This is a genomic window from Rothia sp. HMSC071F11 (assembly GCF_001809115.1).
GTDB lineage: Bacteria > Actinomycetota > Actinomycetes > Actinomycetales > Micrococcaceae > Rothia > Rothia dentocariosa.
The window spans coordinates 121,989-146,050 of the sequence record NZ_KV795730.1; the positions used below are offsets into that span (position 1 = coordinate 121,989).

Sequence of the window (24,062 nt, forward strand, 5' to 3'; positions counted from 1 at the left end):
ATAATACGCTTTATTGGAATAAAGAGCCTTTTTAGCAGGTTATCAGGGATGTCCCACAAGCCCGCGTTCTAGGGCGGCCGCGTGCACATCATCCCAGGTTCCGGAGGCTACAAGCTCGCCGTCTTCCATGACAAGTACCTCATCGACCGCCTCCAAAACCTCGGGAACCGTACGGTGCGTAATGTAAACAAACCCTTCCATGCTCTCGAAAAGAGCACGCTCAACCCGTCCCGCCGTAGCGTGGTCCAACCCAGTGGTGAGCTCATCCACAATATAGAAAGAGCGTTCGTGCAAGAGCATACGTGCGAGCAAGATACGCTGTTTCTCTCCGCCAGAAAGCGATCTCAAATCGTCGCTCAGCATATAATCAAGGCCCTTAGCGGAAACCCACTCGCCCAGACCTGCGCGCTCACAAGCCCAGAGAATCTGCACATCCGGCACCGACGGATCATACAGGCGAACATTTTCGCGCAGGCTATCGTGCAGCAGATGACTGTCCTGCGCAAGCAGCCCTAGGGAAGCATGCATATCCTGTTCAGCAATCTCACGCAGATCGCGCGTCTGCCCATCTTCGTGTACCTCAATAGTTCCACTGTATTCGGGGTGATTTCCAAAAAGAGGTTTGAAAAGCGTAGATTTGCCCGAGCCGGATGCGCCAATCACCAGATACTTTTTACCCGTCTCAAATATGAAACTCACGCCATAGCCCGCCGACTTTTCACCCAACGGCTTGACGTCACGATAGGTAATCGCGTCCAGTGTGAGAGGCTCGCCCGATCGGTAATCTTCCACAGCGGGTACTTCCGTATTAATCTTGCGAATAATCTCACGACCTGCATAATACTGGGTCAGCAAACCTGTAGACATAAACAGCGGCATGCAAATCATACCGGTCAACTGGGCAAAAGCGACCACCTCGCCCACGCTCGATAGCCCCAAGAGCACCAACGCCCCACCGGCAAGCCACGTTCCCAAATACAGAAGTTTCGTGAACATACTATTGACGGCGTCTACACGTTCCTGCGTGCGCTGATAGCTCTGCGCCGCCACGTACCATTCACTCAATTCTTCAGAAAAGCGTTTAGCCACGAATGAGTATGCGCCCAGAATCTTCCACCCCAAAGCGCTGCGGAGAGCATCACCGCTAACCTCGTTCAATGCGTCGGTCCGCGAAGCATAAACTTTCGTCACGGTACCAATACGTTTTCGAGTCAGCATCGGCATCAAACCCACCGGCAGGCTCAGCGCAAGAACGGCGCACGCCATGAACGGGTTCAGAATAAAAGCAGCCACAATGGCGAAGATAAGCTGCGCGGTGAGGTATCCGCCCCAGAAAATAACGTCAATATAGTTGGTTTTAATGCTTTCAAGCTGACTCGTGAACTGCGAAAAATAGTATTCGGAGCTCCTGCCCGTCAGCCGCGCTACGGGAGAAAGCCCGATGCGGCGGAACAGTTCTGCACGCAGATTATTCTGAATCTGCACCCCAGCGAGAGCGGCACGATACTGGCGTACATAATGGAGAAACGCGTCAACGACAAGATATGTGGGCACAGCCGCAAGCATCCACGCAAAGAGGATGTGGTCATAAGATGTGACCGCATCAGTCAAGTATTTGATGATGACGCTCTCAAGAACCGAACTGGCCGACAAGATAAGGGTCAACGCTGTAAGCATGACAAGGGTTCTGGGTCTTAGGCTGCGCATAACCTTCATTGGTGTTCCTCTCTCTCACCCACTATGTTGTTCATCACTACTTTACCGTAGGGTTAAACGCACCGCATGTCTGCTATTGCCTGTCCCATGCTGCAACGTAAAAAGGCTCTTTATGTGAATACAGCGGAGTTTCAAACGCTTGATTCACATAAAGAGCCTTTTAGCCCTCAAACAGAGAGCCTTATCTGGGTTGGATCGGTTTTAGCCTTCCACGCCGCAGGCCTGCAGAATAAGCTCACGCACGCGAGCCGCATCCGCCTGGCCCCGGGTAGCTTTCATCACCTGGCCAACGATCGCACCGGCCGCCTGAACCTTACCGGCACGAATCTTATCGGCAACATCCGGCATGGCCGCCAAAGCCTCCTCAACGGCGGCAGTGAGCGCACCGTCATCAGAAACCACGGCAAGGCCGCGAGCCTCAACGATCTCGGCAGGCTTACCTTCGCCAGCGAGCACATACTCCAGTACCTTACGCGCAATCTTGTCGTTAATCTTGCCCTCGGCGATCAGGGTCTCAAGCTCCACCACGGTTACAGGTTCAATACCCAGCGCGGTCAGCTCAACCTCGGCCTGCTTGGCCTGGCGCGCAATCTCGCCCATCCACCACTTGCGGGCAGCGGATGCGCTAGCCCCAGCGGCAATAGTCTGCTCAACAACATCAAGAGCACCGGCATTGACCACGTCACGGAACTCTTCATCTGAGTATCCCCACTCCGCCTTCAACCGGCGGCGACGTTCCGCAGGAGGCTCGGGCAGGCTTGCACGCAGCTCTTCAACCCACGCCGTCTCGGGTACCACGGGCACCAGGTCGGGTTCCGGGAAGTAGCGGTAATCATCGGCATCAGATTTGGGGCGCCCTGATGAAGTCTCGCGGGTATCCTCATGCCAGTGGCGGGTTTCCTGCTGAATTTTCTCGCCACGCTCCAAAATAGCAGCGTGACGGCGAATTTCATAGCGTACCGCACGTTCCACCGAGCGCAGGGAGTTAACGTTCTTCGTCTCCGAACGAGTACCGAATTTCTCGCTCCCCTTGGGCATGAGCGAAACGTTTGCGTCACATCGCACGTTACCGCGCTCCATGCGAGCATCCGAGATACCCAAGCCTTTGACAATCTCACGAATCGCCGCAACATAGGCGCGTGCCAGTTCGGGTGCACGCTCGCCAGCGCCCACAATCGGGCGGGTCACAATCTCGATTAGCGGCACACCGGCGCGGTTGTAATCCACCAGCGAGAATGCCGCGCCCTGGATGCGCCCGTCGGCGCCGCCCACGTGGGTGAGCTTACCGGCGTCTTCCTCCATATGCGCGCGCTCAATCTCAACGGTAAAGACGGTTCCGTCTTCGAGTTCTACATCCAGCTTGCCGTTCTCAGCTATAGGACCGTGATGCTGCGAGGTCTGGAAGTTCTTCGGGGAGTCCGGGTAGAAGTAGTTTTTACGCGCAAAATACGAGATAGGTGCGATATCGCATCCCAGGGCAAGACCCAGCTTAATAGCTGATTCAACTGCAACCTTGTTCACCACGGGAAGCACACCGGGCAGCCCAAGCGAGACCGGGGTGATATTGGTGTTCGGTTCATCCCCGAAAACGTTCGGAGCGGCATCGAACATTTTGGTGTTTGTATTGAGCTCTACGTGCACCTCAAAACCAAGCACCGGATCATATTTCTCGATGGCTTCTTCGAAGCTGAGGACTTCTTCACTCATTACTTGGTACCCCCAAAGTCAAAGTCGCTAATCAGATTTTCGGTGTTGGGAATGCGGGTGTAGAACGGCGCACCCCAGGTATCGTTCAGAAGCGCTTCCAAACCGGCACCCACTCGGTACAGGCGTGCATCTTCGCGTGCGGGGGCGGTGAACTGTATGCCCACTGGCAATCCGTCTTCGTCAGCAACGCCTGCCGGAAGCGAAATCGCAGGAACCCCTGCAAGGTTTACCGGCACGGTTGCCACATCGCCCAAGTACATCGCCATGGGGTCACCTTTAGTTTTCTCACCCAGTTTGAAGGCGGTCGTTGGCGAAGTCGGAGAAACCAGCACATCGCACTTCTCAAAAGCCGCGGTGTAATCACGCTGAATAAGAGTACGCACGCGCAATGCCGCACCGTAGTGGGCATCGTAGTTACCCGCTGATAGTGCATAGGTACCCAAAATGATGCGGCGCTTAGTCTCGTCGCCAAAACCAGCTTCGCGGGTAGCTGCCATGACGCGCTCAATGGTCACCGGGCCGTCTTCGGGTATAACGCGCAGGCCGTACCGCACACCGTCGTATTTTGCCAGGTTTGAAGATACCTCGGAGGACATAATCATGTAGTAGGCGCTAATCGCTTCCTTTACCGAGGGAAGGGAAACTTCTACAACCTCAGCCCCAGCCTTCTCCAGCAGCTTTAGTGCGTCGTGGAAACGGTCAAGAACGCCCTGTTGGAAGCCACTGCCGGAACCGCCACCGAGTTCTTTAATAACGCCGATGCGCATCCCTTTGAGGGATTCAGGGTTGGCACCCTCAAGAGCCTGAGCTGCAAAAGAACCGACTGGTTCATTCAAAGAGGTAGAGTCCATGGGGTCGTGACCGGCGATAGCTTCGTGAAGCATCGCGGTATCGAGCACGGTACGAGCGCAGGGACCTACTTGGTCAAGCGAAGATGCCATAGCAATTACGCCGTAGCGGGATACCGAACCGTAGGTCGGTTTTACGCCTACAGAACCGGTGAGGGAAGCAGGCTGGCGAATAGATCCGCCTGTATCAGTTCCAAGAGCTAAGGGAGCCTGGAAAGCCGCAACAGCGCTGGCAGATCCGCCGCCAGAGCCGCCGGGGGCACGATCAAGCGCCCATGGGTTACGAACTACGCCGAATGCCGAGTGCTCATTCGAGGAACCCATAGCAAACTCGTCGAGGTTAGTCTTCCCCAAGATTGGCATGCGTGCTGCACGCACCTTGCGAGTTACGGTACCGTCATAGGGGCTCATCCATCCTTCAAGCATGCGCGATCCGGCGGTGGTGGGCTGTCCCTTTGTGACGATCAAGTCTTTAACGGCGATGGGTACACCAGCGAGCGCGGGCAGCTCTTGACCTGCCGCACGGTCAGCATCAACAGCCTGCGCGGTCTCCAGGGCTTCCTCACGGTTGATGTGCAGGAAAGCGTTCAGACCACTTTTACCGTCAGCGCGGCTCTCGCTGAGTGGGGTGCCATCGGTTGCTTCAATGCGATCTATATGCGCCCGGGTAAGCTCAACGGCAGAAATCTCACCGGCTGCAAGTTTTTGAGCGGCTTCAGCCGCAGTGAGCACAATAAGTTCGTTCACGTCTTCCCCTTAGTCTTCGTCGAGAATTGCGGGCACGCGGAATTTGCCATCCTGCGCATCGGGGGCACCTGAAAGCGCCTCTTCCTGGGTGAGGGTCTGCCCCACAACATCTTCACGCAAGACGTTCTGAAGCGAAATCGGATGGCTGGTCGGGGGTATGTCTGGGGTGACGGTTTCAGACAGATGCTCCATCGAGCTGACAATAATATCGAGCTCTGCCGCCATAGCATTGAGCTCGTCCTCGGTCATCTCGATGCGTGCCAGTTCGGCAAGGTGCTTAACCTGCTCGGTGGTGATGGCAGACATGATTCTCCGTTAGGTATACTTTCAATTCTCTATCTAGTGTACCCGCCGGCTCGCAGGTATGCTGACGTATCGGTGATCTAGCGAGAGAGTTTTTAGATTTGCAGGGGCTCCAAACCTATAGCCTGCACAGAATAGATTTTCGCTCTGGCATTCATAAGTCTGAAGTGTAAAGGGCAGTATCGTGCCTAGACGTATATGAGCCCCACCTTCCCGAAGGAAGGTGGGGCTCATATGTCTACGTTAAGGTGAACTCCCTAAATTATGCGGGGATGTTCAGAACCTGACCGGGGAAGATCAGGTCAACGTTGTAGACAACGTCGGTGTTAGCAGCTGCGATTGCCTGGTAACCACCAGCAACGCCGAGCTGAGCAGCGATACCGGAGAGGGTATCACCGGACTGCACGGTGTAGGTGCCAGCAGCGGTTGCTGCGGGTGCCTGAGCTGCAGGTGCTGCTTCCTGAACAGGTGCTGCGGGAGCTTCCTGAGCAGGAGCCTGAGTCGTAGGTGCGGGAGCAGCAGGTGCTGCTTCCTGAACGGGCTCGGAGTAGGACTGCTGAGCCTGTGCCTGAGGTGCTACCTCCTGCTGAGCTGCACCGGGATCGGTGTAGGAGGGGGTTGCGTTACCGGACAGACCGAGCTTCGAGGAGCATGCGGGCCATGCGCCCCAGCCCTGCTGTGCAAGCAGACGCTCTGCTGCCTCAATCTGCTGTTCACGGGAAGCGTTCATGGGGGAACCGGACATGCCGACACCGTTCCAGGACTGCTGGGTGAACTGCAGACCACCGTAGAAACCGTTGCCAGTGTTGGTTGCCCAGTTACCACCGGACTCACACTGTGCCAAAGCATCCCAGGTGGATGCCGGTGCTGCGTTTGCAGCAGGCGCGGCAGCGGCTGCAGCTGCACCACCAATAGCGAGAGCAGCAACAGTACGGCGGATTGCGGAAGTGTTCTTCATAATGCTCCAAATAAGGCCATCCACGCTCACTCCGTCCCCGGAGCTTCATAGCGTTACCGCTCACCCGTTTTAACAAATTGATTACTTGTCGAGGCTCTACCATGTGAGCGGCTATCCACGTGATTCGCGCTTCCACCATAGTCGCGTATTGCGGGGTAGACGGCAGAGGCGCATCCTCACGTGGGGACGTGCGGTAGAACCGGGCATCGTTTTGGGGTTTCCGGTCCCAAAACTAAATTTCTGATTGACTCCCAATAAAGGAATCGTTCTGCAGATAAAGATAGCTGAGAAAACTCAAGATTCCAACCTCTTCTATGCTCCCAGCAAGCGTTCTGAGTTCTCACAGGGAACTCCCAGGTAAATTAACTCAGGGTAGGCTAAGTTCAAACTTTTAAAACCTCGATTCCTACTCATCCATTGCCATACCAAGGAAGCATACAAGAACGACTCTTCTATATTCTGTTTCTGGGGGTGGGCTTTATCATTTCGTAATAGTGACCCTGCACCCATTTAAAAATTTTTTAAAAAATTTTTCGCTTGCGGCGTGTTTTAAGGGTTCATGACGACATGAGCCCAACCCGCTTAACAGCTCTGCGGCGCGCTGGCGCGCCTTAGCATATATGCACGGTCTTTGGGAGATTATGTGCTTATGTCACCCCATATAGAGCTATTTTCGGGCGTTAACAACTCTATTACCGGGTTTCAGGACCTTCATCGCAGTACATCATGCAGCTGCGCTACCCCACACCAAATACCAGCTACAGCGTAACCTTTCGCCGTTATTTGGTAGATAACTCGGAGTAAGAGTCCTACTCCCCCGGTGCTAGCGCATCGGGCCCGTGGGCCAAAAGTTTCGTAAACCCGTCTTCATCAAGAACCGGAATTCCCAGGGCCTCGGCCTTATCGAGTTTTGACCCCGCAGAGGCTCCGGCAACCACAAAATGGGTCTTCTTAGACACAGACCCGGAGGCACGCCCGCCCCGCACGATAATCGCTTCCTTCGCGCTGTCACGGCTATAGTTCACAAGGGTTCCGGTCACAACCACGGTTACGCCTTCGAGCGTGCGTTCTATTGACGCGTCACGCTCATCTTCCATACGCACACCGGCATCCGCCCAACGGGCAAGAACTTCGCGATGCCAATCCGTTGCAAACCATTCGATAATCGAATCGGCGATAACGCCGCCCACACCATCAACAGCCGCTAACCTGTCCCGGTCAGCCTGGGCGATCGCATCCATAGAGCCAAATTCGGTGGCAAGGGCTCGCGCCGCGGTTGGCCCCACATGGCGAATCGATAAGGCCACAAGCACGCGCCAGAGAGGCTGCGATTTTGCTTTCTCAAGCTCTACGAAGAGATTTTGTGTGTTCTTCGTAGGAACAGGGTCTGGCTTTGCTTTCGTGGGCTTCGTATAGAAGTATGGAACAAGCTCAAACTTGCCGGTACCCACCCCCTTGACCTTCTTCTCGCGGCGAATTTTCACATCGCGTAGATCTTCGGCGGTGAGATCGAAGAGGAACGCCTCACTCGTGAGCGGAGGCTGCTCAGGCTCGGCGGGAGCTGTCAACGCCTTAGCCGCCTCAAAGCCGAGTGCTTCAATATCGAAAGCACCCCGCGACGCGGCGTAGTAGATGCGCTCGGTCAGCTGCGCCGGGCAGGAACGGTAATTGGGGCAGCGCATATCGACGTCGCCCTCTTTACCGGGAGCCAACGTCGTACCGCAGGAAGGACACTCGGTGGGCATAACGAACTCGCGTTCATGACCGTTACGAAGAGCAACAACAGGCCCCACGATCTCGGGAATCACGTCGCCAGCCTTACGAAGAACCACGGTGTCTCCGATAAGCACACCCTTAGCCTTCACCACATCCTGATTATGTAAGGTTGCGCGTTCAACGGTAGAGCCCGAGACAAGCACGGGTTCCATCACACCATAGGGGGTCACGCGACCGGTACGCCCAACATCCACGCGAATATCGAGAAGCTTGGTGTTAACCTCTTCGGGCGGGTATTTGTACGCTACAGCCCAGCGCGGCACTCGCGAGGTGTACCCCAGTTGAGTCTGCGCTACAAAGTCATTGACCTTGATGACAATGCCGTCGATCTCGTGCACCAGAGAATGGCGCTTTTCACCGTACTCGGCAATATACCGAAGAATATCATCGACTGAAGTAAAAAGTTTGCTGTATGGACTGGTGGGAAGCCCCCAAGCGGCCAATTGCTCGTAGGTTTGGTACTGGGAATTCACATCTAACCCGGTCCGCGAGCCCACGCCATGAACATACATACTCAGAGGGCGTTCAGCGGTCACGGCAGAGTCTTTCTGACGCAGGGATCCTGCCGCGGCGTTTCGGGGGTTGGCGAACGGGTTCTTCCCCTCAGACACCATTTTTTCGTTGAGTTTCTTGAAGTCTGCCGATGAAATGAAAACCTCGCCGCGTACTTCAAGCTCCGCCGGGTGGTTCTCCCCCGCTAATTTCTGTGGGATTGAGGCTATAGTGCGCACATTATGGGTTACATCCTCACCCGTAGTACCGTCACCACGAGTAGCCGCACGCACCAACACACCGTTACGATACAGCAGATTGACCGCAAGACCATCAATCTTCAGCTCCGTAAGCCACTGCGGTGCGGTGCCGGTGAGAAGACGGGTATTTTCCTCGGCCTTTGTTAGCCATGCCCGAAGCTCCTCAAGAGAAAAAACATCCTCAAGGGAGTACATGCGTACCAGATGGGTTACCGGCGAAAAAGCCTCGCTGACTTCTCCACCTACCTCTTGGGTAGGCGAATCGTTAGCAATCAACGCGGGATATTGTGCCTCAATCTGCTCAAGCCTGCGGTAGAGCCTATCGTATTCGGCATCTGAGAGAGTCGGGGCATCTTCCTGATAGTAGTCATGCCGGGCGGTGCGAATAGTATCGGTCAGCTCGGCATATTCGGCGCGAATAGTATCAGTCAGCTCAGCGCTCGAATCTAGCGCCTTGAGGGCACGGTCAAGGGATGCGGGAGTTTCAGCAAGATTTTCAGTCACCCCACTAGTCTAACCGTTCGCTCTCCCCGATGCGCCGGTTAATGTCACGGGGAAAGACTAGTCTTGCGCTTCTATGGCGTCAGCAACAATCACGGTAATATTATCGCGACCACCCGAGCGCAACGCCTCATGCTGTAGCACATCGGCGGCATCTTGCGGGTGACGTATAGAGGTAAGAACACGCGCCATATATTCATGGGAAAGCTCGCCAGAAAGACCGTCCGAGCAGAGCATCAGACGGTCGCCCACTCGTGCGGGAAGCACCCAAAAATCGGGTTCCCAAAAATTACCTGTACCTAGTGCACGGGTAATCACATTTCTGCGCGGGTGCGTTAGGGCTTCAAGCTGAGTAATCTGCCCTTCATCCACCAAATATTGAACCTCAGAGTGATCAGTAGTGACCTGCTCAAGAGATACATTGCCCTCGTTGCCCGGCAGGCGTTCCATTTCAGCATGGTGAATACCATCGTCTTCACGCATCAACCGGTATGTACGAGAATCGCCAATATTAAAGACAACCCACAGGTACTGCTGACCTATATTGGTAAGCCACGCGCCGGTTACGGTGGTACCGCCTGAACGCGAGAGCGCATCTTTAATACTGTCGTTCGTTTCACCCAAAATCTCACGTGTGCGATCAAGGGCACGCACAATTTCATGGTTCAGTTCATTTGTTAAACGACGATGACGTTGCTTTGAATTTTTATCTTGGTAGTCCTGTTTAATCTTTTCGACACGCTGGCGGTAGTTTTCTTGTTCTTCTTCGCTCATACCGCCGGGTCGAGTAAAAAAATGCGAATACGCCAGCTGACGTACACACAACCGCGATGCGACCTCTCCCGCTTCGTGACCGCCCATACCGTCGGCCACCACGCATAGAGACCCCGCTACAGCCATCGAGTCCTCGTTGTTGTCACGATGAGCCCCACGATGAGTCGCACCACCGGTGCGCAGGGTCAGGTTCAAGGGAGTTGCCATGATGTATCGTTCTCCGTTATGTAACTAGCGCCGGGCGTAACCGCCACAGGGTCTACATTACCAAAGCTACGCACGTTGCGTGTGCCTTGGTACGTCAGAGTAAAGCGGTCGCCATACTCTTTGAGCGTTTCGGCGGTCTCGCTGTCGGTCAGCACAGAACCAGGTTCCGCGAGAGATACCAGCCGTGAAGCAAGGTTTACGCTCGAACCATAAACATCTCCACGATTCGCCAGGACCTCGCCCCAAATAAATGCTACACGCACTTCTGGCAGTTCAGGGTCTTTTCCGATTTGCTCCGCCAGTTTCAGACTGATCTCGGCGATAGCCTCGGGAGCCTCCGTGAGGAAGAAAACTTCATCGCCTAGAGTCTTAATGATGCGCCCGCCGCTCGGAGCAATAATGTCGAGGCAGCTTTGCTCAAAACGGTTGATAAGACGCGCTAATTCGGGGGCACTCAGGTTACGAACCAGGGAGGTATACGACACCAAATCAACGAAACCTACACCCCGCACGAGGGGAAGCTGAGCTGGCTCCGGCCCCAGCTTTTTATTCTCGCGCAGAGCGAGACGAAGAACACCCGTATACATTTGACGACGATAAGCATAGAGAGCGAGTTCTTCGAGAACCGGCATGAGATCTGCAAGACGGAAAAGAAGCTGACGGCGTGCCTGCGCATCGTCTACACCATCACGATCCATAATGTCGTGCACCAGCGTTTCAATCTGCCACGCCACAATGCGATCGGTCAGCTGCCCTACGGACCGTGTCAAAGAGACAATGCTCTCTTCCGCAACAAGATTCGTTCGGTTGAGATTCTCCAGGTCTTCGAGCATACTGACGTCGAGTTCCGTGAAATGAGGATCGGCAGCGTGAATATCAGGAAAACCCATATTGCGCCAGATCCGGCGAGCATCTTCAAGGCTCATCTGCGCGGCAGCAGCGGCTTCTCGGGGTTTATATCGGCGGCCCTCTCCCAGCAGGGCGCGTTCAAGCACGCGCACGCCTTCTTTTGAGGTTTCGTCACGGTAAATATTGTTTTGCGCCAGGTTCTGCAGAATACGCAGATTCAACATCTGGGTTTCGGGGCCCAACGTTCGGGGATTCTTATACGGGGTAGCCTCAACGCTATCGCCAGATAGGCTCTCATGAGTCATAGGCGTTGAGTTCTCCTTCCTTGTCCCCTGGATATATGCAGCACACTGTATTCGGGTGCAATATTTCACATTAAGAATACCCGTGTGCTCTTCCGGGCAGACATAAAAAGTATGCTTGCCCACATTATTCTACCCTTACCAGGCAAAAATCTCGCCCGCTAGACCCTAAACATAACTAACACGTAACGGATAGTAGTCCTGCCAGGCATGCTCGACAATATTCCGGAACCGTTCGGGGTTTGGAAGGTGCATAAGCTGGTGCCGAAACCCTCCTGCATAATCAACATGGAAAGATCCGTACCCCATCCAAGCACCCAGGCTACTCTGCGAAACCCAACGATTTCCCATGCCGTCAAGCAGCAAGGATATGTCAGCATTACGGCGCATCAGACCCTTAATAATCATGATGCGATGCGTGGTGATAGCGTATCGTGTGACAGACCAGCGCCATATCTTACGAAGAGCCACCAGAGCGGTAACCGCAGCTACCACACTGCCCGCCCAGAAGAGCAGCCCCGATGATCGTGCGGTCGAGGCAAAACTTGCTGAGGTAAAGGCCACCAGCAGGTAGACGAAGGCTCCCACAAGAGCGCCGGGATGAGCCCTCGTCAAGATAATGGTCTGTTCGCCGGGGTAGAGTTTGCCACGCAGTTTCATGCTTATGCCTTTGCAGAAGTATTAGGGGTTATCTCAGACGGTGTTAGCGTTGGAGAATCTTCCTGTCTAAGGGCAGGATAAAAATTACCGTAGCTTCCATCCGCCGGACGCAAATGTTCAATGTCTCCTACGGAATAGGCCTGCACGGCACCGGTTGTATCACGAATTAGGATGCGCCCTTGAGCATCAAGATCGGTTGCGACTCCGGTGACGATGCGTCCATCAGGAAGGTGCACCGATACCTCGGCTCCCAGCGTCACCGTGGCGGCACGTGCCTGATCAAGCAGAGACCGTCCGCACAGCAAAGTTTTTTGGGGGTCTCCCCCAACGCTTACAAACTCACGATAGCGACGGGCAAAAATGGTCAGCATACGGTTCAAAACCACATGATTATCAACGGGTTCACCGCGTTGGATAAGAGCGCTCGTGGCGGTCGGTACAGGCACCTGGTCTTCACGCATATTCAGGTTCTGCCCAATCCCCACGACAATGCTCAGGCGCTCTTTCCTCCCCGGCGCTTGAGCCGGTTCGCTCAGAAGCAGGGCGAGAATACCGCATGCCTTACGACCTTGAATGACCAGATCATTGGGCCATTTCAAGGCGGCATCAAGCCCCAACTCACGCCAGACATCAAGCACGCTCAGCCCGGCAAGCATAGTCAGCCAATGGTAGCTTGTGGGTGGCAGTTGTTGCCCAATACCCGCATGGGGGCGCACCACAATGCTGGTGGCTAAGCAAGTACCCGCAGGAGCTGTCCACGCGCGGTCCATACGTCCTTTTCCGGCAGTCATATAAAGGGTGGTAAAAACCGACAATTCCCCCAATTCGGTACGTTCGCACGGTTCCCCGCGTGTAAGGCGCCGAACAATTTCGGTGTTTGTCGTATCGACAACATCGTAAACGCGCACGAAGCTGTACCCTGCCTCACGTGCTTCGGGGAGAATACGGGACGGATCAAGGATTGCAGGCCTCTGGTCTGGTAGCGACATATGTACCATCATAGTGGCTCGGAGCCTTGTACACTCTGTACTTCGTGATGCTGAGCTCTCGTACGGGTGTGAGATAGTAGAGTAACTGGGGTCTACGCCCTGCGCGTACCCTTGGAGACAGATAACCACCGGTAAATACCACAGGAAAGGAACCCGCCATGGCATACTATGTCATTTCTTACGTCTACGGAGACCCAGCCCTTCAGGATGCACATCGTCCGGCGCACCGTGAATACCTCTCTACACGCGTTCAGGAAGGTACGATCGTAGTTTCCGGTCCGCTTCTGAAAGACTCGGTGTCCGTAGGTGCTCTCCTAATCGCTCAAGTTGATTCTTTTGATGCCGCCGAGACCATCGTCAAGAACGACCCCATGAAAATTGGCGGTGCCGTCGAGTCCTACACTATCGGCGAATGGAACCCGGTTCTGGGCAGCATCCGCTAGTTTTACCCCTCAGTACCGTTTTCGACCCGCCGCTTTGTGCCCTCACCAGGCAACGAACCGGCGGGTTTATCACGATGGGGCATAGGAATCTGACCGGCAACACGTATAACGAAAATACGCGGGTACCTGGCACCATGACCGCCCCGCACACTATAGTTGATAGGGTAGCTTTTCTAGCCTGAGAAAACCTACTATCTGTATCGACACCGCACGTCATAAACACCCTCTACCCATGATGCGTGCCGCACGAATCGAGGAATACATGTCTGAGAACGCTCAGGAATACGACTTGAGTACGACCGCCGGTAAACTCGCCGATTTTTATGCTCGTCGCGAGCAGACCCTTGCCCCCGGCGGGCAGGCAGCTGTAGATAAACAGCATGCACGCGGTAAGAATACGGCGCGCGAGCGCATCGACATGATTCTCGATGAGGGTTCTTTTGTAGAGTTTGACGCCTTAGCTCGCCACCGTACCACGGCTTTCGGTATGGACAAGAAAAAACCGCTCGGTGACGGCTTAGTTTCGGGCTACGGCACCATTGATGGGCGTCTTGTCGCTATCTATTCTCAAGATTTTACGGTGTACGGGGGTTCGCTCTCGCAGGTGAACGGCGAGAAGATCGTGAAGGTGCAGAAGTTTGCCCTCAAGAATGGCTGCCCGGTGATCGGCATTAACGATGGCGGCGGGGCTCGCATCCAGGAGGGGGTGGCCTCTCTGGCGCTGTTTGCCGATATTTTCCGGATGAATGTGCGTTCTTCGGGTGTTATTCCACAGATTTCAATTATTATGGGTCCCTGCGCAGGTGGTGCCGCATACTCCCCCGCGCTCACTGATTTTATTGTGATGGTCGATAAAACCTCGCATATGTTTATCACGGGTCCGGACGTTATTAAGGCGGTCACCGGTGAGCAGGTTGACATGGAAACCTTGGGCGGCGCCCGTCAGCATAATGCAATAACCGGCACGAGTGCTTACCTTGCCGAAGATGAAGAAGACGCTTTCGATTTCGTGCGGGAGCTTTTGGAATTCTTGCCCTCCAATAACCTGTCAGAGTCGCTGCCGTTGGATCATGACCAGGAGTTTGAGGTCGTGGTGGATGATCTGGATCTTGATACTCTCATCCCCGATTCTGCGAATCAGCCTTATGATATGCGCGATGTGATCGAGTCCGTGGTTGATGATGGGCATTTCTTCGAGCTTCAGGCGTTATTCGCCCCGAATGTCATGATTGGTTATGCCCGTGTGGAGGGTCGCACAGTGGGTATTGTGGCAAATCAACCTACACAGTTTGCGGGATGTCTCGATATTGCCGCCGCTGAGAAGGCTGCGCGTTTTGTGCGTAATTGCGATGCTTTCAATATTCCGATTTTGACGTTTGTGGACGTTCCCGGATTCTTGCCAGGTACGGATCAGGAGTTCAACGGTATTATTCGCCGCGGTGCTAAGCTGCTCTACGCCTATGCGGAGGCGACTGTACCGCTCATTACAATCATTACTCGCAAGGCTTTTGGTGGCGCATATATTGCGATGGGGTCAAAAACGCTGGGAGCCGATATTAACATGGCGTGGCCTACCGCCCAGGTAGGTGTGCTTAATGGTCAGGGGGCGGTCAATATTCTTTATCGTCGTGATCTTGCCGCAGCTGCGGAGGCTGGCGAAGATGTTGAGGGACGCCGTTCTGAGCTGATTGAGCAGTATGAGGAAGAGATTCTGAACCCGTACCAGGCCGCCGAGTTGGGGTATGTGGATGAGGTTATCGCCCCCCATGAGACCCGTGTGCGTATTATCTCTTCTCTTCGCGCTCTGCATGATAAACGTGCCGCTATGCCTGCGAAAAAGCACGGAAATATTCCGCTGTAGTTCTTGACCGCTCTTAGTTCACGTTGTGATGCAGTACTGACCGGGGTTCGCACCAAGATACTGCATTATCGGTTATTTATTGTCAGGAGGCGCCTGTGGCAGGCTACAATCCGCTGAATTATTTCTCTTTCGGGAAGAAGAAGGATGCTCATACGACTCCCAAAGAGTCCGCTGATCAGGTTTTACCACAGGACGGTACCTCGGAGGCTGCCCCGCACGCTGATACCGTGGATCCTGCGGACATTCAGGAGGATTCACAATCTTCCGAGCAGCCTCTGCTGCGTGTTATCAAGGGTAATCCGACGGTTGAGGAGATTGCCGCACTCACCGTATTGGTAGCTTCATATCAGAGTTCGCAGGCTCAGCAGGAGCACAATTCGATTCTGACGGCGGCTTCTCGTTTGCTTAACCGGCGTCAGCGGCTGGGGGCTTCGCTGCGTCCCGGCCCGGGATCGTGGCGTAGGGCTCGCCCGATGTAACCTTGCTGTCGCTGCGGCAAAATATCGAGTCTCGTGCGCTATAACGTACGAGGCTCGACGTATATGAAGAGAAATATGTATGGCTTCTCTGGAAGATATTTAGATGCCCTATATACTAGGTATATATAGCGAACCACACTAAAATGCCCGAAAGGTGGTTCAGATATGTCTAAAGAATACAAAAATTATGCTGTGCCGCTTGAGGCCGTTGAGATTCTTTTTCTGCCGGCTCTGCGGCGGCTTAGTCGTGCAATCCCCCGCACCGTGGCGGATATATCGCAGTCCCTCTCTGAACAAACACACGCTTTAGGCACCAAAGAAGAACTTCAGGATCTCAAATCCGGTGCTTTTATACACCAGGTCAAGGCGACTCTCCAGGCGATGGCTCGCCTGGGCTATGTGCTGGTCGTTCCCAAAACCACAACCTCGAAAACTCGCTATCTGCTCAGCGATTCCGGTGCCGACATTCTAACGGCGCAGATTCGGCGCCGCGGCAGCGTCATTCCCCAAAGCGCTCGATATGAGCTCCAAAAACTGTTTACTCCGCTTTACGCAAGCGCTCCTAAGGACCCAGACACGCTGGATTCCCACGATACCCCATCCCAAGATAAACACGAACATAGTTCGTATACCCCGATGACCACCCCATTGAGTCCCGGTGCGTCTTTGCGGGATGCGCATCCCGATCTTATTTTGGCTCAGGCGGCATATGCGGCAGATTTTGCCGGTGATCTTATCGAACGTATTTATGCTGTTTCACCAACATATTTTGAATATATTGTGGCAGATGTCTTTAATTCTTTAGGGACTTTTCATGCAGCAGTTATAGGCGGCCCTAACGATCACGGGATTGATGTTCTTGTACATTATCCTAAAGAACTTTGTTTTCCGCCTATCTATGTTCAAGCAAAACATTATTGCGGATCATCAAAAGTAACCCTCAGCGATATTCAAAAATTTGCTGGAGCAGTTCTTTTACACAATGGGTTACAGGGTGTTTTTGTTACCTGTGGAGAATTTGCTGCGCAGGTTCCGCAACAAATGGAAGCTCTTCCCGGGGGCAACCGCATTGCTCTGGTTGACCGTGACCGTTTAGTTTCACTGATGATTCGACACCGTGTGGGGGTCATTCATGCTCCGGGAGAATGCACCTACAGAATTGATGAAGAGTACTTCTCCCGCGGAATTCCGCAGGATTCTCATGAGTGACACCTTCGAAGGGCAGCAGAATCCTGTATAAATAGACCGCAAAGCTAGATCAGCAGTTCTGCGCACCTTCCTGTCATAATTCATCCTTTTGGATGAATACACTTATTCCTTTTTCCCGTTTATACTAGTAGAACAGTAAATATAGATATCAACAGGGGTACTTGTGACCATCGTAAATACGAACATGCTTCGGCATGAGAAAACACCGGTAGATAACATTCTTAAAGCGCTTTCCTGGGATGATATTCCAGAGGAGTACCGCGATGATTGCCGTGATATTGCGGTTCGAGCGGCATTAGCGCTTTTGCGCCAATTTGAACGAGCACATGAGCACGGACAGAAACTGCTTTTTCCCGAACTTTACACTCCAGTTGGGGTTGAAATAGGTTTCACCATGACCCAGCGCTATATTGCGGTGGGTAAATCCGTGTTATTTCGTGATGCGATTGACAAAATTATTGTCGCATTCGTAAATCATGATTATCTTGATGTATCGCTCAGTAATCTGCATCCGGGAAATTTGCTCTATTCTTTGAGCGAACGTGGGCTTGATTTTCTTCAACGCTCTGAGGACGAACAGCGTGAAATTCTAGAGGATCTTTTCTATCCCATTATTGGCACGCATTTGTTCTATATGCAGGATTACTATCCGCGACTGCTGGCTCAAATTAATGTGCGCAATATTGCTCCTATTGCCCTATCGGTTATTCCGCTGCATCTGAGCGTTACAGAGAGTAAACTTCGTGAGCTTGTGATGCGCGAATGTGGCTTTGTGCAGGGATGGTACGGTCTCACCCAACTGGAACAGCAGCTTTTTGAGACATCATGCGCCGAATCTGTGCGTGGGCTTCTTGATGCAGGCTACCTGCGCCCTAAGGAGCACCACGATAAGATCGCATATGCGCTCACGACCGAGGGTAAGAATCTGCGGTACAGTTTCCCGCACGGGGTACCTGCCCAAGCACTCAGCGATATTTTCGATGATGCTCCCGTCTCCCTGCTCACGGTGGATCAGCTTAAACACCATGAGAAACTTCTCATTCGTATGGGGCACGTCATCATGGATGCGGTACTCGCCAAAGGCGAGAACGCAAAGCTGCCCCTGGCCGATGTGGATCATGCTATTGCCCAGGATGCTGAGATTCAGCAGCTTGCAGACGAAGACTCTCCTGAGTATTTGCAGGGACGCGAGCATGTTTATGACGTGCTGTTGGCGCACCGTTACCTTGAAGAGGGAGATGAAGATGAGCAAGAGGTCTTCATGGTGGGGTCTGCCTACGCCGATGCTCTTAATAGCGTAGAGGACGGCTCGATTGACGAGTTGATGCGCCGTGCGTTCCTCGATCCCGCGGCGGCGGAACAGATTCCGCATCCGCATCATATGCTTTTCGATATTCTGACCTTGGTGCGTGACAACCCGGATATCAATTTCTACGACCTGTTCGCGAAGGTTGAGGACACGCTGGATTTGCCGTATCTGCAGGCTCGTTTAGCGCCGCATCGCTCCAATACGACTCCTCGCGTGCGCAACCGGTACGCGGTTGCGGTTCAGGTTTTGAAACAGGAAGGCTATCTGCAAGTTCATGGTGGGCAGAGCGGTAGGCTTTCTCGTAAGGATCCCGAACGGTATACACTCACGCAGAGCGCCATAGAGCTTTTGGAGCGCTTCCCCAACGGTATTCCGGAGACTGTTGCCGCGCGTATCGTACCGCTTCAGAAGCAGGCACTTCGACACAAACTTCCCGAGGATATCGCGGCTGCGCTCAATACTGGCCGTAAACCGTATGAGAAGCGAGAACATCCTCAGGATTCCTATTCCTACCAGAATTCGCGCGGGCATTACGGGTCAGGTTCCCGCTCGGGCTATGGTGCTCCCGTTCAGGCGACCCCGCAGAACATTGCCCAGGCACAGGGCGGTTCGGGTGTTTCTTCGGCAGCTTACGCTTCGCAGTCCTTCACCCAGCCTGCCCCCGCCTACCAGACACCTGCGCCGGTACCGTCTCAGACACCCGGTGTAGAGCAGTCGTCGGATGCGCCTTCGGACGCTCTCAGCGCCGTCGAAGCCGCAAGGAATGCTGTGCAGGATGCGCAGAGGCGCTACCGCGATGTCTTCAAACGTGCTCTTCTTCAGCCCCAGCTGCAGGCAGTGACGAAGGACCGTTTCACCGATATTGCGGCAGACTTGTTCTCAGTACGCGGATATACGGCTGAACGTGCGGATGCTTCACAGGGTGTTCAGGTTATTGCTTACCCCTCTGGTGGGCAACGCGACCGTGCATTCTATGTGCGGGCTCAGCGTTCAGCCGACGGTGCGGTCAGCGTACAGGATATTACCAACCTGTACCTCTCTCTAGAGCAATTGGGCGGTCAACTGGGTGCATTTATCACGGATGGAACTTTCGGTGATGATGCATACGATGAGTACATTCGATGCTCCACCAAGTACCCGCATATTCTGGTGGATCTTATCGCGGGCGACGAGCTCATGAACCGTCTAATTGCCCATCGTTTGGGTATTCGTGACGGTCGGGTGCCCGGGACGATAGAGCTCGATGATGCGTATTTCGGCGGTTCTGACTCCGCTGCATCGTAATTATCTTAAGTACCCCTCACGCGACGGTGGCTGATAATCTCAGGATTGCTCAGCCGCCGTCGCGGCGTATGCGGTGTACGTAAGTTTCGGCGCTTCACGTACTGGACATACAGCGCAATAATGCCGTGCTGTATGCCACGCTACGTTAGTATGAAAAGTATGAGCATTCACCACGAAATTCCGGAGATTTACCACGTAAAGCGAGCGCTGACCGACGTCGATCACATCGCCAACGAATTCTACGAAGCGGTTTTAGATTTAGATCCCGTCATTGCAACGGAGCAGGGGCGCACGGGTGTCGCGACTCAGTTTCGCGACTATTCCCCCGCCGGGGAGGAAGCCTACATACAGTTAGTGCGAGCAACCCTCAAGAAACTTGATCAGGTCATTCCCATAGACGATGTTGATCTTGTGACTCTTGATGCCATGCAGGAGCGTCTGGGGCTTAGTCTTGAGAGCCACCGTGCCGGACTGGGCGGCTGGCAGTTAAACAACATTGTTTCGGTTCCTCAAGAGATTCGCGGCGGGTTCGATCTGATGGCGCGAAATACCGAGCAGGATTGGGCTAATATTGCCGGGCGTCTGTTCAACGTTCCGCAGGCGATCACCGGGTTTGTTCAGACTCTGCATACGGCTCGGGTTGCCGGCTATGTCTCACCGCGTCGACAGATAGAGATTGTTATCGAGCAGATCGCCGCGTATATCGCCGAGGACGGTTTCTTCGATGAGCTTGCCGCCGAGATTACTCAGGCGGTACCGGATCTTGCCGAGCAGGCGCGGCGGGGTGCTAAAGCGGCAAAAGATGGGTACGCCACGCTCAGGACGTACTTGCACGAGGTGCTGCTCCCGGCAGCTCCCCAGCAGGATGCGGTCGGCCGCAAACTCTATGCCCTGCATTCTCGGGCATCCTTGGGGGCTTCTGTCGATCTTGATGAAACCTATGCATGGGGTGTGCAGGAGCTTGACCGCATTATCGCTCAACAGCGGCAGGTTGCCGAAGAGATCGAACCCGGAGCATCGATTGAACGTGCCAAAGAGATCCTGGATGCCGACCCGTCACGCACTCTGCACGGAACCGATGCGCTCCGCGAGTGGATGCAGTCGCTCTCGGACCGCGCGGTGCACGAGCTCGCAGGTACCCAGTTTGATCTTGACGGTCCAATGCTGCGTCTGGAATGCCGCATCGCCCCTACCCATGAGGGCGGCATCTATTACACCGGCCCCTCCCCCGATTTTTCGCGCCCCGGGCGCATGTGGTGGTCTGTTCCTAAGGGCGACGATACATTTGGCACGTGGCGCGAGACTTCGACGGTGTACCACGAAGGCGTTCCGGGGCATCATCTGCAAACTGCTATTGCGCTGGTCATGAGTGAGAGCATGAATAAATGGCGCTCGCAGCTGATCTGGGTTTCCGGGCACGGTGAAGGCTGGGCGCTCTACGCTGAGCGCCTGATGGAAGAATTCGGGTTCTTGACCGATCCTGGAGACCGTATGGGCATGTTGGATGGTCAGCGGATGCGCGCCGCCCGCGTGGTTTTCGACATTGGCGTGCACTGTGAGCTTCCGATCCCCGATGCTTGGGCTGAACCGCTGGGGGTTGCACCAGGTACCTTGTGGACTCCTGAGCTGGGGTACGAGTTCTTGAAACTCAATCTAGAGGGTACCGAGAGCGTTATCCGTTTTGAGTTTTTGCGGTATCTAGGGTGGCCCGGGCAGGCGCCCAGCTATAAGGTGGGTGAACGTTTGTGGCTTCAACTTCGAGACGATGCGCTTCGTGATGGGTTGTCTTTACGTGAGTTCCACACGAAGGCTCTTATGCTCGGTTCAGTAGGGCTCGATACGCTACGACGCGCCCTCACCGATGAGGTCATGCCCCATAGCGATGATGAGGATGACGACGACGATGATTAAACCCCTGCGCTTTACCGGGGAATAAAGCTAAACCCTAGAGAGCTGGCGCTAAAACCCGTATATTGTGCTGCGTATCGTACATAAACCTATGAACATACAGCAAAGTGTACGGGTTTTAGTGTGGTTAAACGCGGCGCATCAGCTAGGGAATAAGGTTCGGTTTGACCTGTACAAGATGCGGGGCGAAACGACATTCGTAGTCGGTGATAGGCCTGTCCGATTCGCGAATACCCATACCGACCGCCTCGCCATTGACCATCCAGATGCCCAGCATCGGCAGGTTAGTGCGGTTAATAATCCCCGAGTACACCGGCGGGGCAACAAAATCCTGATATACAAATTCGCTTTCAGGTACGTTGATAAAGTGGTCATCGTCCTCATCACGCACAAAGACATCATAATCGGGAGCATTGATCTCAATACCATCGCCTTCGCGGCCAAATATCGGTTTACGCACCCAGTTCTTCAGACCGCCTCGCGTGCCTACATGGGTTTCTAAGAGGTTGGGATGGTTGGGATATAAATCCCATAGAGCGGCGAGCAGAATCTTATTCGACAGGAACATCTTCCATGCGGGCTCAATCCAACGGTTCATCATATCGTGGTAGGCGAAGAGCAGCTTATCGTAACCGCTTTCGCTATCGGTCACCATATCTTCCCAGGGATAAAGCTTAAAAAGGTTCTCGATGCGTTCTCCCTCAGGGTCTTTCCAGATTTTTAGGGTCTCATCGAAAATAACCTCGTCGATACGGATAAGCTTCGTGGTCAGGCCCGCACGATTGGCGGCATGGGCTATAAGCCAGAGGTTGTTATAGTCTTCATCGTTAACATCGATTTCTTCGGTTACACTCGCTAAGTGCAGTCGTGGCGAACGCCCATGAGAGAGATCGTACGCAAACATTTGCCGCCAGCGTTCGGTAAAAGCCTCACCAATTTCACCCCAGTGCACGTAACCGCGGGTATCGAGGCGTTGATCGCTCGCCCAAGTCTTTTGGCTGATAGCGGCCTCAACGATGCCAGTTGGGGTATCGGCGTTGTATTCCAGGAGTTTGAGAGGATCGCCGGGCACCCCGGAGTAGATGAAATCGAAGCGACCGTAAAAATCCGGTTCGTGGCGGTTCCACGATTCTTTAGCCAGGTTAAAGGCGGCTTCGGGAAGACCGAGCGTTCCGTAGGCACCAGATGCCATACGCTCAATAGCGTGCAGGCACATTTGATGAACCTCACGCGCCTGGTCCCGCAGATTGGTCATTTCTGCGGGTGTAAAAACATAGGCCGCATACTCATTCCAATAGTGCTGCAGATCGTGTGGACCATCGACGCTATAGGTCAGGCCTTCGTCAATAATGGTTTGTTCCCAGCCGGGGCGTCCCACCGGAAATTCTTCGCGTTTCATATTATCTTTCGTGATAAGACACCGCCGCTGAGTACGATGTGCAGTATAGGAACTTGTAGAGAGTTCTCATCTGGGGGGGGCATATAGAGCAACCGGTGCAGGTATAGATACGTCGGCCGGGTGTTTGTATCCCTTGAGAAAATACGCGGAGCGGGCTATCCGCCGGAGGTACCGCCTCCGGACTTCGAGCCTCCACCGAAGCCGCCTTTACTCCCGGAGCCGCCACCTTTATTATTCGAGCTGCTTCCACCCTTACCGCCCGAGTTATTCCCCGTCAGTCCCGTTCCCTTAGAGGTCGTGGTCTTGCCGCCGCTGCGCGATTCCGTCACCTTGCCCGAGGAATAGGTGGAAGTCTTTTTAGCACTCTTATAGGAGGATTCAAATCCGCCGCCGCTGCGGGAAAGACCGCTGTATACCGTTCCCGAATTAGGGCGTGTGGTGCTGCCGCCGCTCAAGGATGATCCCACGGCGGGGATGGATGTGGTACCGGCGCTGCGGCGCCCTAGGTAGTACCACAGGAACGCGTTGGTTGCACCGGAATGGTGTGTCGTGCCCGAATTACCGGAATTCTGAGTTCCGGAATGAGAATCGCCCGAAGAACCAGAGCCTGAATCCGAAGAAGTATTCCCAGCCTCTTTCTCTGCCCTCTCGCATTGCTCATCCTCAACGCGCAGCCCGGTGTTGGAGTCTTGACAAACCTGAGCGTATTCTTCACCGTCCGTGCTAAAGGCTTCCTCGCTCTGATGCAAAGAGTTATAGGCAAATATGCCGCCGCCTGCCAAAAGGGCACCGGCGCCGAACACTGCGAGCGCTTTCTTACCGGTACCGCGTGCAGGAGGGGACTTGAGGTCTTGATTGTCCTGTACGTTCTCCGGATGCTCTACGTCTGCGGCATCTGCGGTTTGATGTTCGGCCCCGCTCACGGGTCATTTCTCCTTCACGCTATCCTGTCTCGGTGATAACAGGCTCTTTTCAGGATACCAAGCACGCCTCGCACAAAGGCTTTTCTGAGCCGATAAAAATTAGCAATAATATGTGCCTTGGATCTTTTTCAGTGGCGCTTGCACGGTCACGCTATGTC

At 54.1% G+C, this 24,062-nt stretch carries 18 protein-coding genes; 6 read left to right on the top strand and 12 right to left on the bottom strand.

Going from position 1 to position 24,062, the window contains the following annotated elements; all coding sequences use genetic code 11:
- Positions 1-42: 42 nt before the first annotated feature.
- The 10 genes from HMPREF2554_RS01535 to HMPREF2554_RS01580 form a co-directional block, all read right to left on the bottom strand.
- A complete protein-coding gene (locus HMPREF2554_RS01535; RefSeq protein ID WP_244864673.1) occupies positions 43-1,677 on the bottom strand; it encodes an ATP-binding cassette domain-containing protein in 1,635 nt (544 codons plus the stop codon).
- A gap of 240 nt (positions 1,678-1,917) precedes the next feature.
- On the bottom strand, positions 1,918-3,423 hold the full coding sequence (gene gatB, locus HMPREF2554_RS01540) for an Asp-tRNA(Asn)/Glu-tRNA(Gln) amidotransferase subunit GatB (protein ID WP_013398696.1): 1,506 nt from the start codon (positions 3,421-3,423) through the stop codon (positions 1,918-1,920).
- The gene (gene gatA, locus HMPREF2554_RS01545; protein WP_013398695.1) at positions 3,423-5,018 is read right to left on the bottom strand and encodes an Asp-tRNA(Asn)/Glu-tRNA(Gln) amidotransferase subunit GatA; all 1,596 of its coding nucleotides are present in this window, start codon (positions 5,016-5,018) and stop codon (positions 3,423-3,425) included. Before gatA ends, gatB begins: the two co-directional genes overlap by 1 nt.
- A gap of 9 nt (positions 5,019-5,027) precedes the next feature.
- A complete protein-coding gene (gene gatC, locus HMPREF2554_RS01550) occupies positions 5,028-5,324 on the bottom strand; it encodes an Asp-tRNA(Asn)/Glu-tRNA(Gln) amidotransferase subunit GatC (protein ID WP_004006192.1) in 297 nt (98 codons plus the stop codon).
- 259 nt (positions 5,325-5,583) lie between these two features.
- Entirely contained in the window at positions 5,584-6,279 is a 696-nt protein-coding gene (locus HMPREF2554_RS01555) for a transglycosylase family protein (protein ID WP_172461385.1), read from the bottom strand.
- 809 nt (positions 6,280-7,088) lie between these two features.
- Positions 7,089-9,239 (bottom strand): NAD-dependent DNA ligase LigA, encoded by a 2,151-nt coding sequence (gene ligA, locus HMPREF2554_RS01560; RefSeq protein ID WP_244864886.1) that lies wholly within the window; start codon positions 9,237-9,239, stop codon positions 7,089-7,091.
- 129 nt (positions 9,240-9,368) lie between these two features.
- Positions 9,369-10,289, bottom strand: coding sequence for a PP2C family protein-serine/threonine phosphatase (locus tag HMPREF2554_RS01565; RefSeq protein WP_013398693.1), 921 nt, complete (start codon positions 10,287-10,289; stop codon positions 9,369-9,371).
- On the bottom strand, positions 10,274-11,443 hold the full coding sequence (locus HMPREF2554_RS01570; RefSeq protein WP_013398692.1) for an adenylate/guanylate cyclase domain-containing protein: 1,170 nt from the start codon (positions 11,441-11,443) through the stop codon (positions 10,274-10,276). The genes HMPREF2554_RS01565 and HMPREF2554_RS01570 overlap by 16 nt, the downstream gene beginning before the upstream one ends.
- Before the next feature lie 165 nt (positions 11,444-11,608).
- Positions 11,609-12,100: a PH domain-containing protein gene (locus HMPREF2554_RS01575; RefSeq protein ID WP_013398691.1), complete on the bottom strand. Its 492-nt coding sequence runs from the start codon at positions 12,098-12,100 to the stop codon at positions 11,609-11,611.
- A 2-nt stretch (positions 12,101-12,102) separates the two neighbouring features.
- Positions 12,103-13,089 carry a biotin--[acetyl-CoA-carboxylase] ligase gene (locus HMPREF2554_RS01580; protein WP_041321713.1) on the bottom strand — a complete coding sequence of 329 codons (987 nt, stop codon included), beginning with the start codon at positions 13,087-13,089 and terminating at the stop codon, positions 12,103-12,105.
- A 158-nt stretch (positions 13,090-13,247) separates the two neighbouring features.
- On the opposite strand from HMPREF2554_RS01580, the gene HMPREF2554_RS01585 reads away from it, so the two are divergent.
- The 6 genes from HMPREF2554_RS01585 to HMPREF2554_RS01610 all read left to right on the top strand — a co-directional run bounded on the left by HMPREF2554_RS01585 (position 13,248) and on the right by HMPREF2554_RS01610 (position 21,585).
- Positions 13,248-13,532: a YciI family protein gene (locus tag HMPREF2554_RS01585; protein ID WP_004006185.1), complete on the top strand. Its 285-nt coding sequence runs from the start codon at positions 13,248-13,250 to the stop codon at positions 13,530-13,532.
- A gap of 262 nt (positions 13,533-13,794) precedes the next feature.
- Positions 13,795-15,393 carry an acyl-CoA carboxylase subunit beta gene (locus HMPREF2554_RS01590; protein ID WP_041321712.1) on the top strand — a complete coding sequence of 533 codons (1,599 nt, stop codon included), beginning with the start codon at positions 13,795-13,797 and terminating at the stop codon, positions 15,391-15,393.
- Between the two features lie 95 nt (positions 15,394-15,488).
- Positions 15,489-15,872: an acyl-CoA carboxylase subunit epsilon gene (locus HMPREF2554_RS01595; RefSeq protein ID WP_013398687.1), complete on the top strand. Its 384-nt coding sequence runs from the start codon at positions 15,489-15,491 to the stop codon at positions 15,870-15,872.
- A gap of 165 nt (positions 15,873-16,037) precedes the next feature.
- Positions 16,038-17,081, top strand: a complete 1,044-nt coding sequence (locus tag HMPREF2554_RS01600; protein ID WP_013398686.1) for a restriction endonuclease — start codon at positions 16,038-16,040, stop codon at positions 17,079-17,081.
- A 163-nt stretch (positions 17,082-17,244) separates the two neighbouring features.
- Positions 17,245-19,674, top strand: coding sequence for a restriction endonuclease (locus HMPREF2554_RS01605; protein ID WP_115333579.1), 2,430 nt, complete (start codon positions 17,245-17,247; stop codon positions 19,672-19,674).
- A 159-nt stretch (positions 19,675-19,833) separates the two neighbouring features.
- On the top strand, positions 19,834-21,585 hold the full coding sequence (locus HMPREF2554_RS01610; protein ID WP_041321711.1) for a DUF885 domain-containing protein: 1,752 nt from the start codon (positions 19,834-19,836) through the stop codon (positions 21,583-21,585).
- Positions 21,586-21,727: 142 nt separating this feature from the next.
- Here HMPREF2554_RS01610 and HMPREF2554_RS01615 read toward each other — a convergent pair whose 3' ends face one another.
- Together HMPREF2554_RS01615 and HMPREF2554_RS01620 are read right to left on the bottom strand one after the other, a co-directional pair.
- A complete protein-coding gene (locus HMPREF2554_RS01615; protein WP_013398683.1) occupies positions 21,728-22,981 on the bottom strand; it encodes a glutathionylspermidine synthase family protein in 1,254 nt (417 codons plus the stop codon).
- A 155-nt stretch (positions 22,982-23,136) separates the two neighbouring features.
- Positions 23,137-23,904 carry a hypothetical protein gene (locus HMPREF2554_RS01620; protein WP_070553695.1) on the bottom strand — a complete coding sequence of 256 codons (768 nt, stop codon included), beginning with the start codon at positions 23,902-23,904 and terminating at the stop codon, positions 23,137-23,139.
- Between the last annotated feature and the right edge of the window lie 158 nt (positions 23,905-24,062).

Excerpts from the sequence above, each read along its gene's own strand:
- HMPREF2554_RS01535 (WP_244864673.1), bottom strand. The coding sequence starts at position 1,677 with ATGCTTACAGCGTTGACCCTTATCTTGTCGGCCAGTTCGGTTCTTGAG.
- gatB (WP_013398696.1), bottom strand. The coding sequence starts at position 3,423 with ATGAGTGAAGAAGTCCTCAGCTTCGAAGAAGCCATCGAGAAATATGAT.
- gatC (WP_004006192.1), bottom strand. The coding sequence starts at position 5,324 with ATGTCTGCCATCACCACCGAGCAGGTTAAGCACCTTGCCGAACTGGCA.
- HMPREF2554_RS01555 (WP_172461385.1), bottom strand. The coding sequence starts at position 6,279 with ATGAAGAACACTTCCGCAATCCGCCGTACTGTTGCTGCTCTCGCTATT.
- HMPREF2554_RS01565 (WP_013398693.1), bottom strand. The coding sequence starts at position 10,289 with ATGGCAACTCCCTTGAACCTGACCCTGCGCACCGGTGGTGCGACTCAT.
- HMPREF2554_RS01570 (WP_013398692.1), bottom strand. The coding sequence starts at position 11,443 with ATGACTCATGAGAGCCTATCTGGCGATAGCGTTGAGGCTACCCCGTAT.
- HMPREF2554_RS01575 (WP_013398691.1), bottom strand. The coding sequence starts at position 12,100 with ATGAAACTGCGTGGCAAACTCTACCCCGGCGAACAGACCATTATCTTG.
- HMPREF2554_RS01580 (WP_041321713.1), bottom strand. The coding sequence starts at position 13,089 with ATGTCGCTACCAGACCAGAGGCCTGCAATCCTTGATCCGTCCCGTATT.
- HMPREF2554_RS01585 (WP_004006185.1), top strand. The coding sequence starts at position 13,248 with ATGGCATACTATGTCATTTCTTACGTCTACGGAGACCCAGCCCTTCAG.
- HMPREF2554_RS01590 (WP_041321712.1), top strand. The coding sequence starts at position 13,795 with ATGTCTGAGAACGCTCAGGAATACGACTTGAGTACGACCGCCGGTAAA.
- HMPREF2554_RS01600 (WP_013398686.1), top strand. The coding sequence starts at position 16,038 with ATGTCTAAAGAATACAAAAATTATGCTGTGCCGCTTGAGGCCGTTGAG.
- HMPREF2554_RS01610 (WP_041321711.1), top strand. The coding sequence starts at position 19,834 with ATGAGCATTCACCACGAAATTCCGGAGATTTACCACGTAAAGCGAGCG.
- HMPREF2554_RS01615 (WP_013398683.1), bottom strand. The coding sequence starts at position 22,981 with ATGAAACGCGAAGAATTTCCGGTGGGACGCCCCGGCTGGGAACAAACC.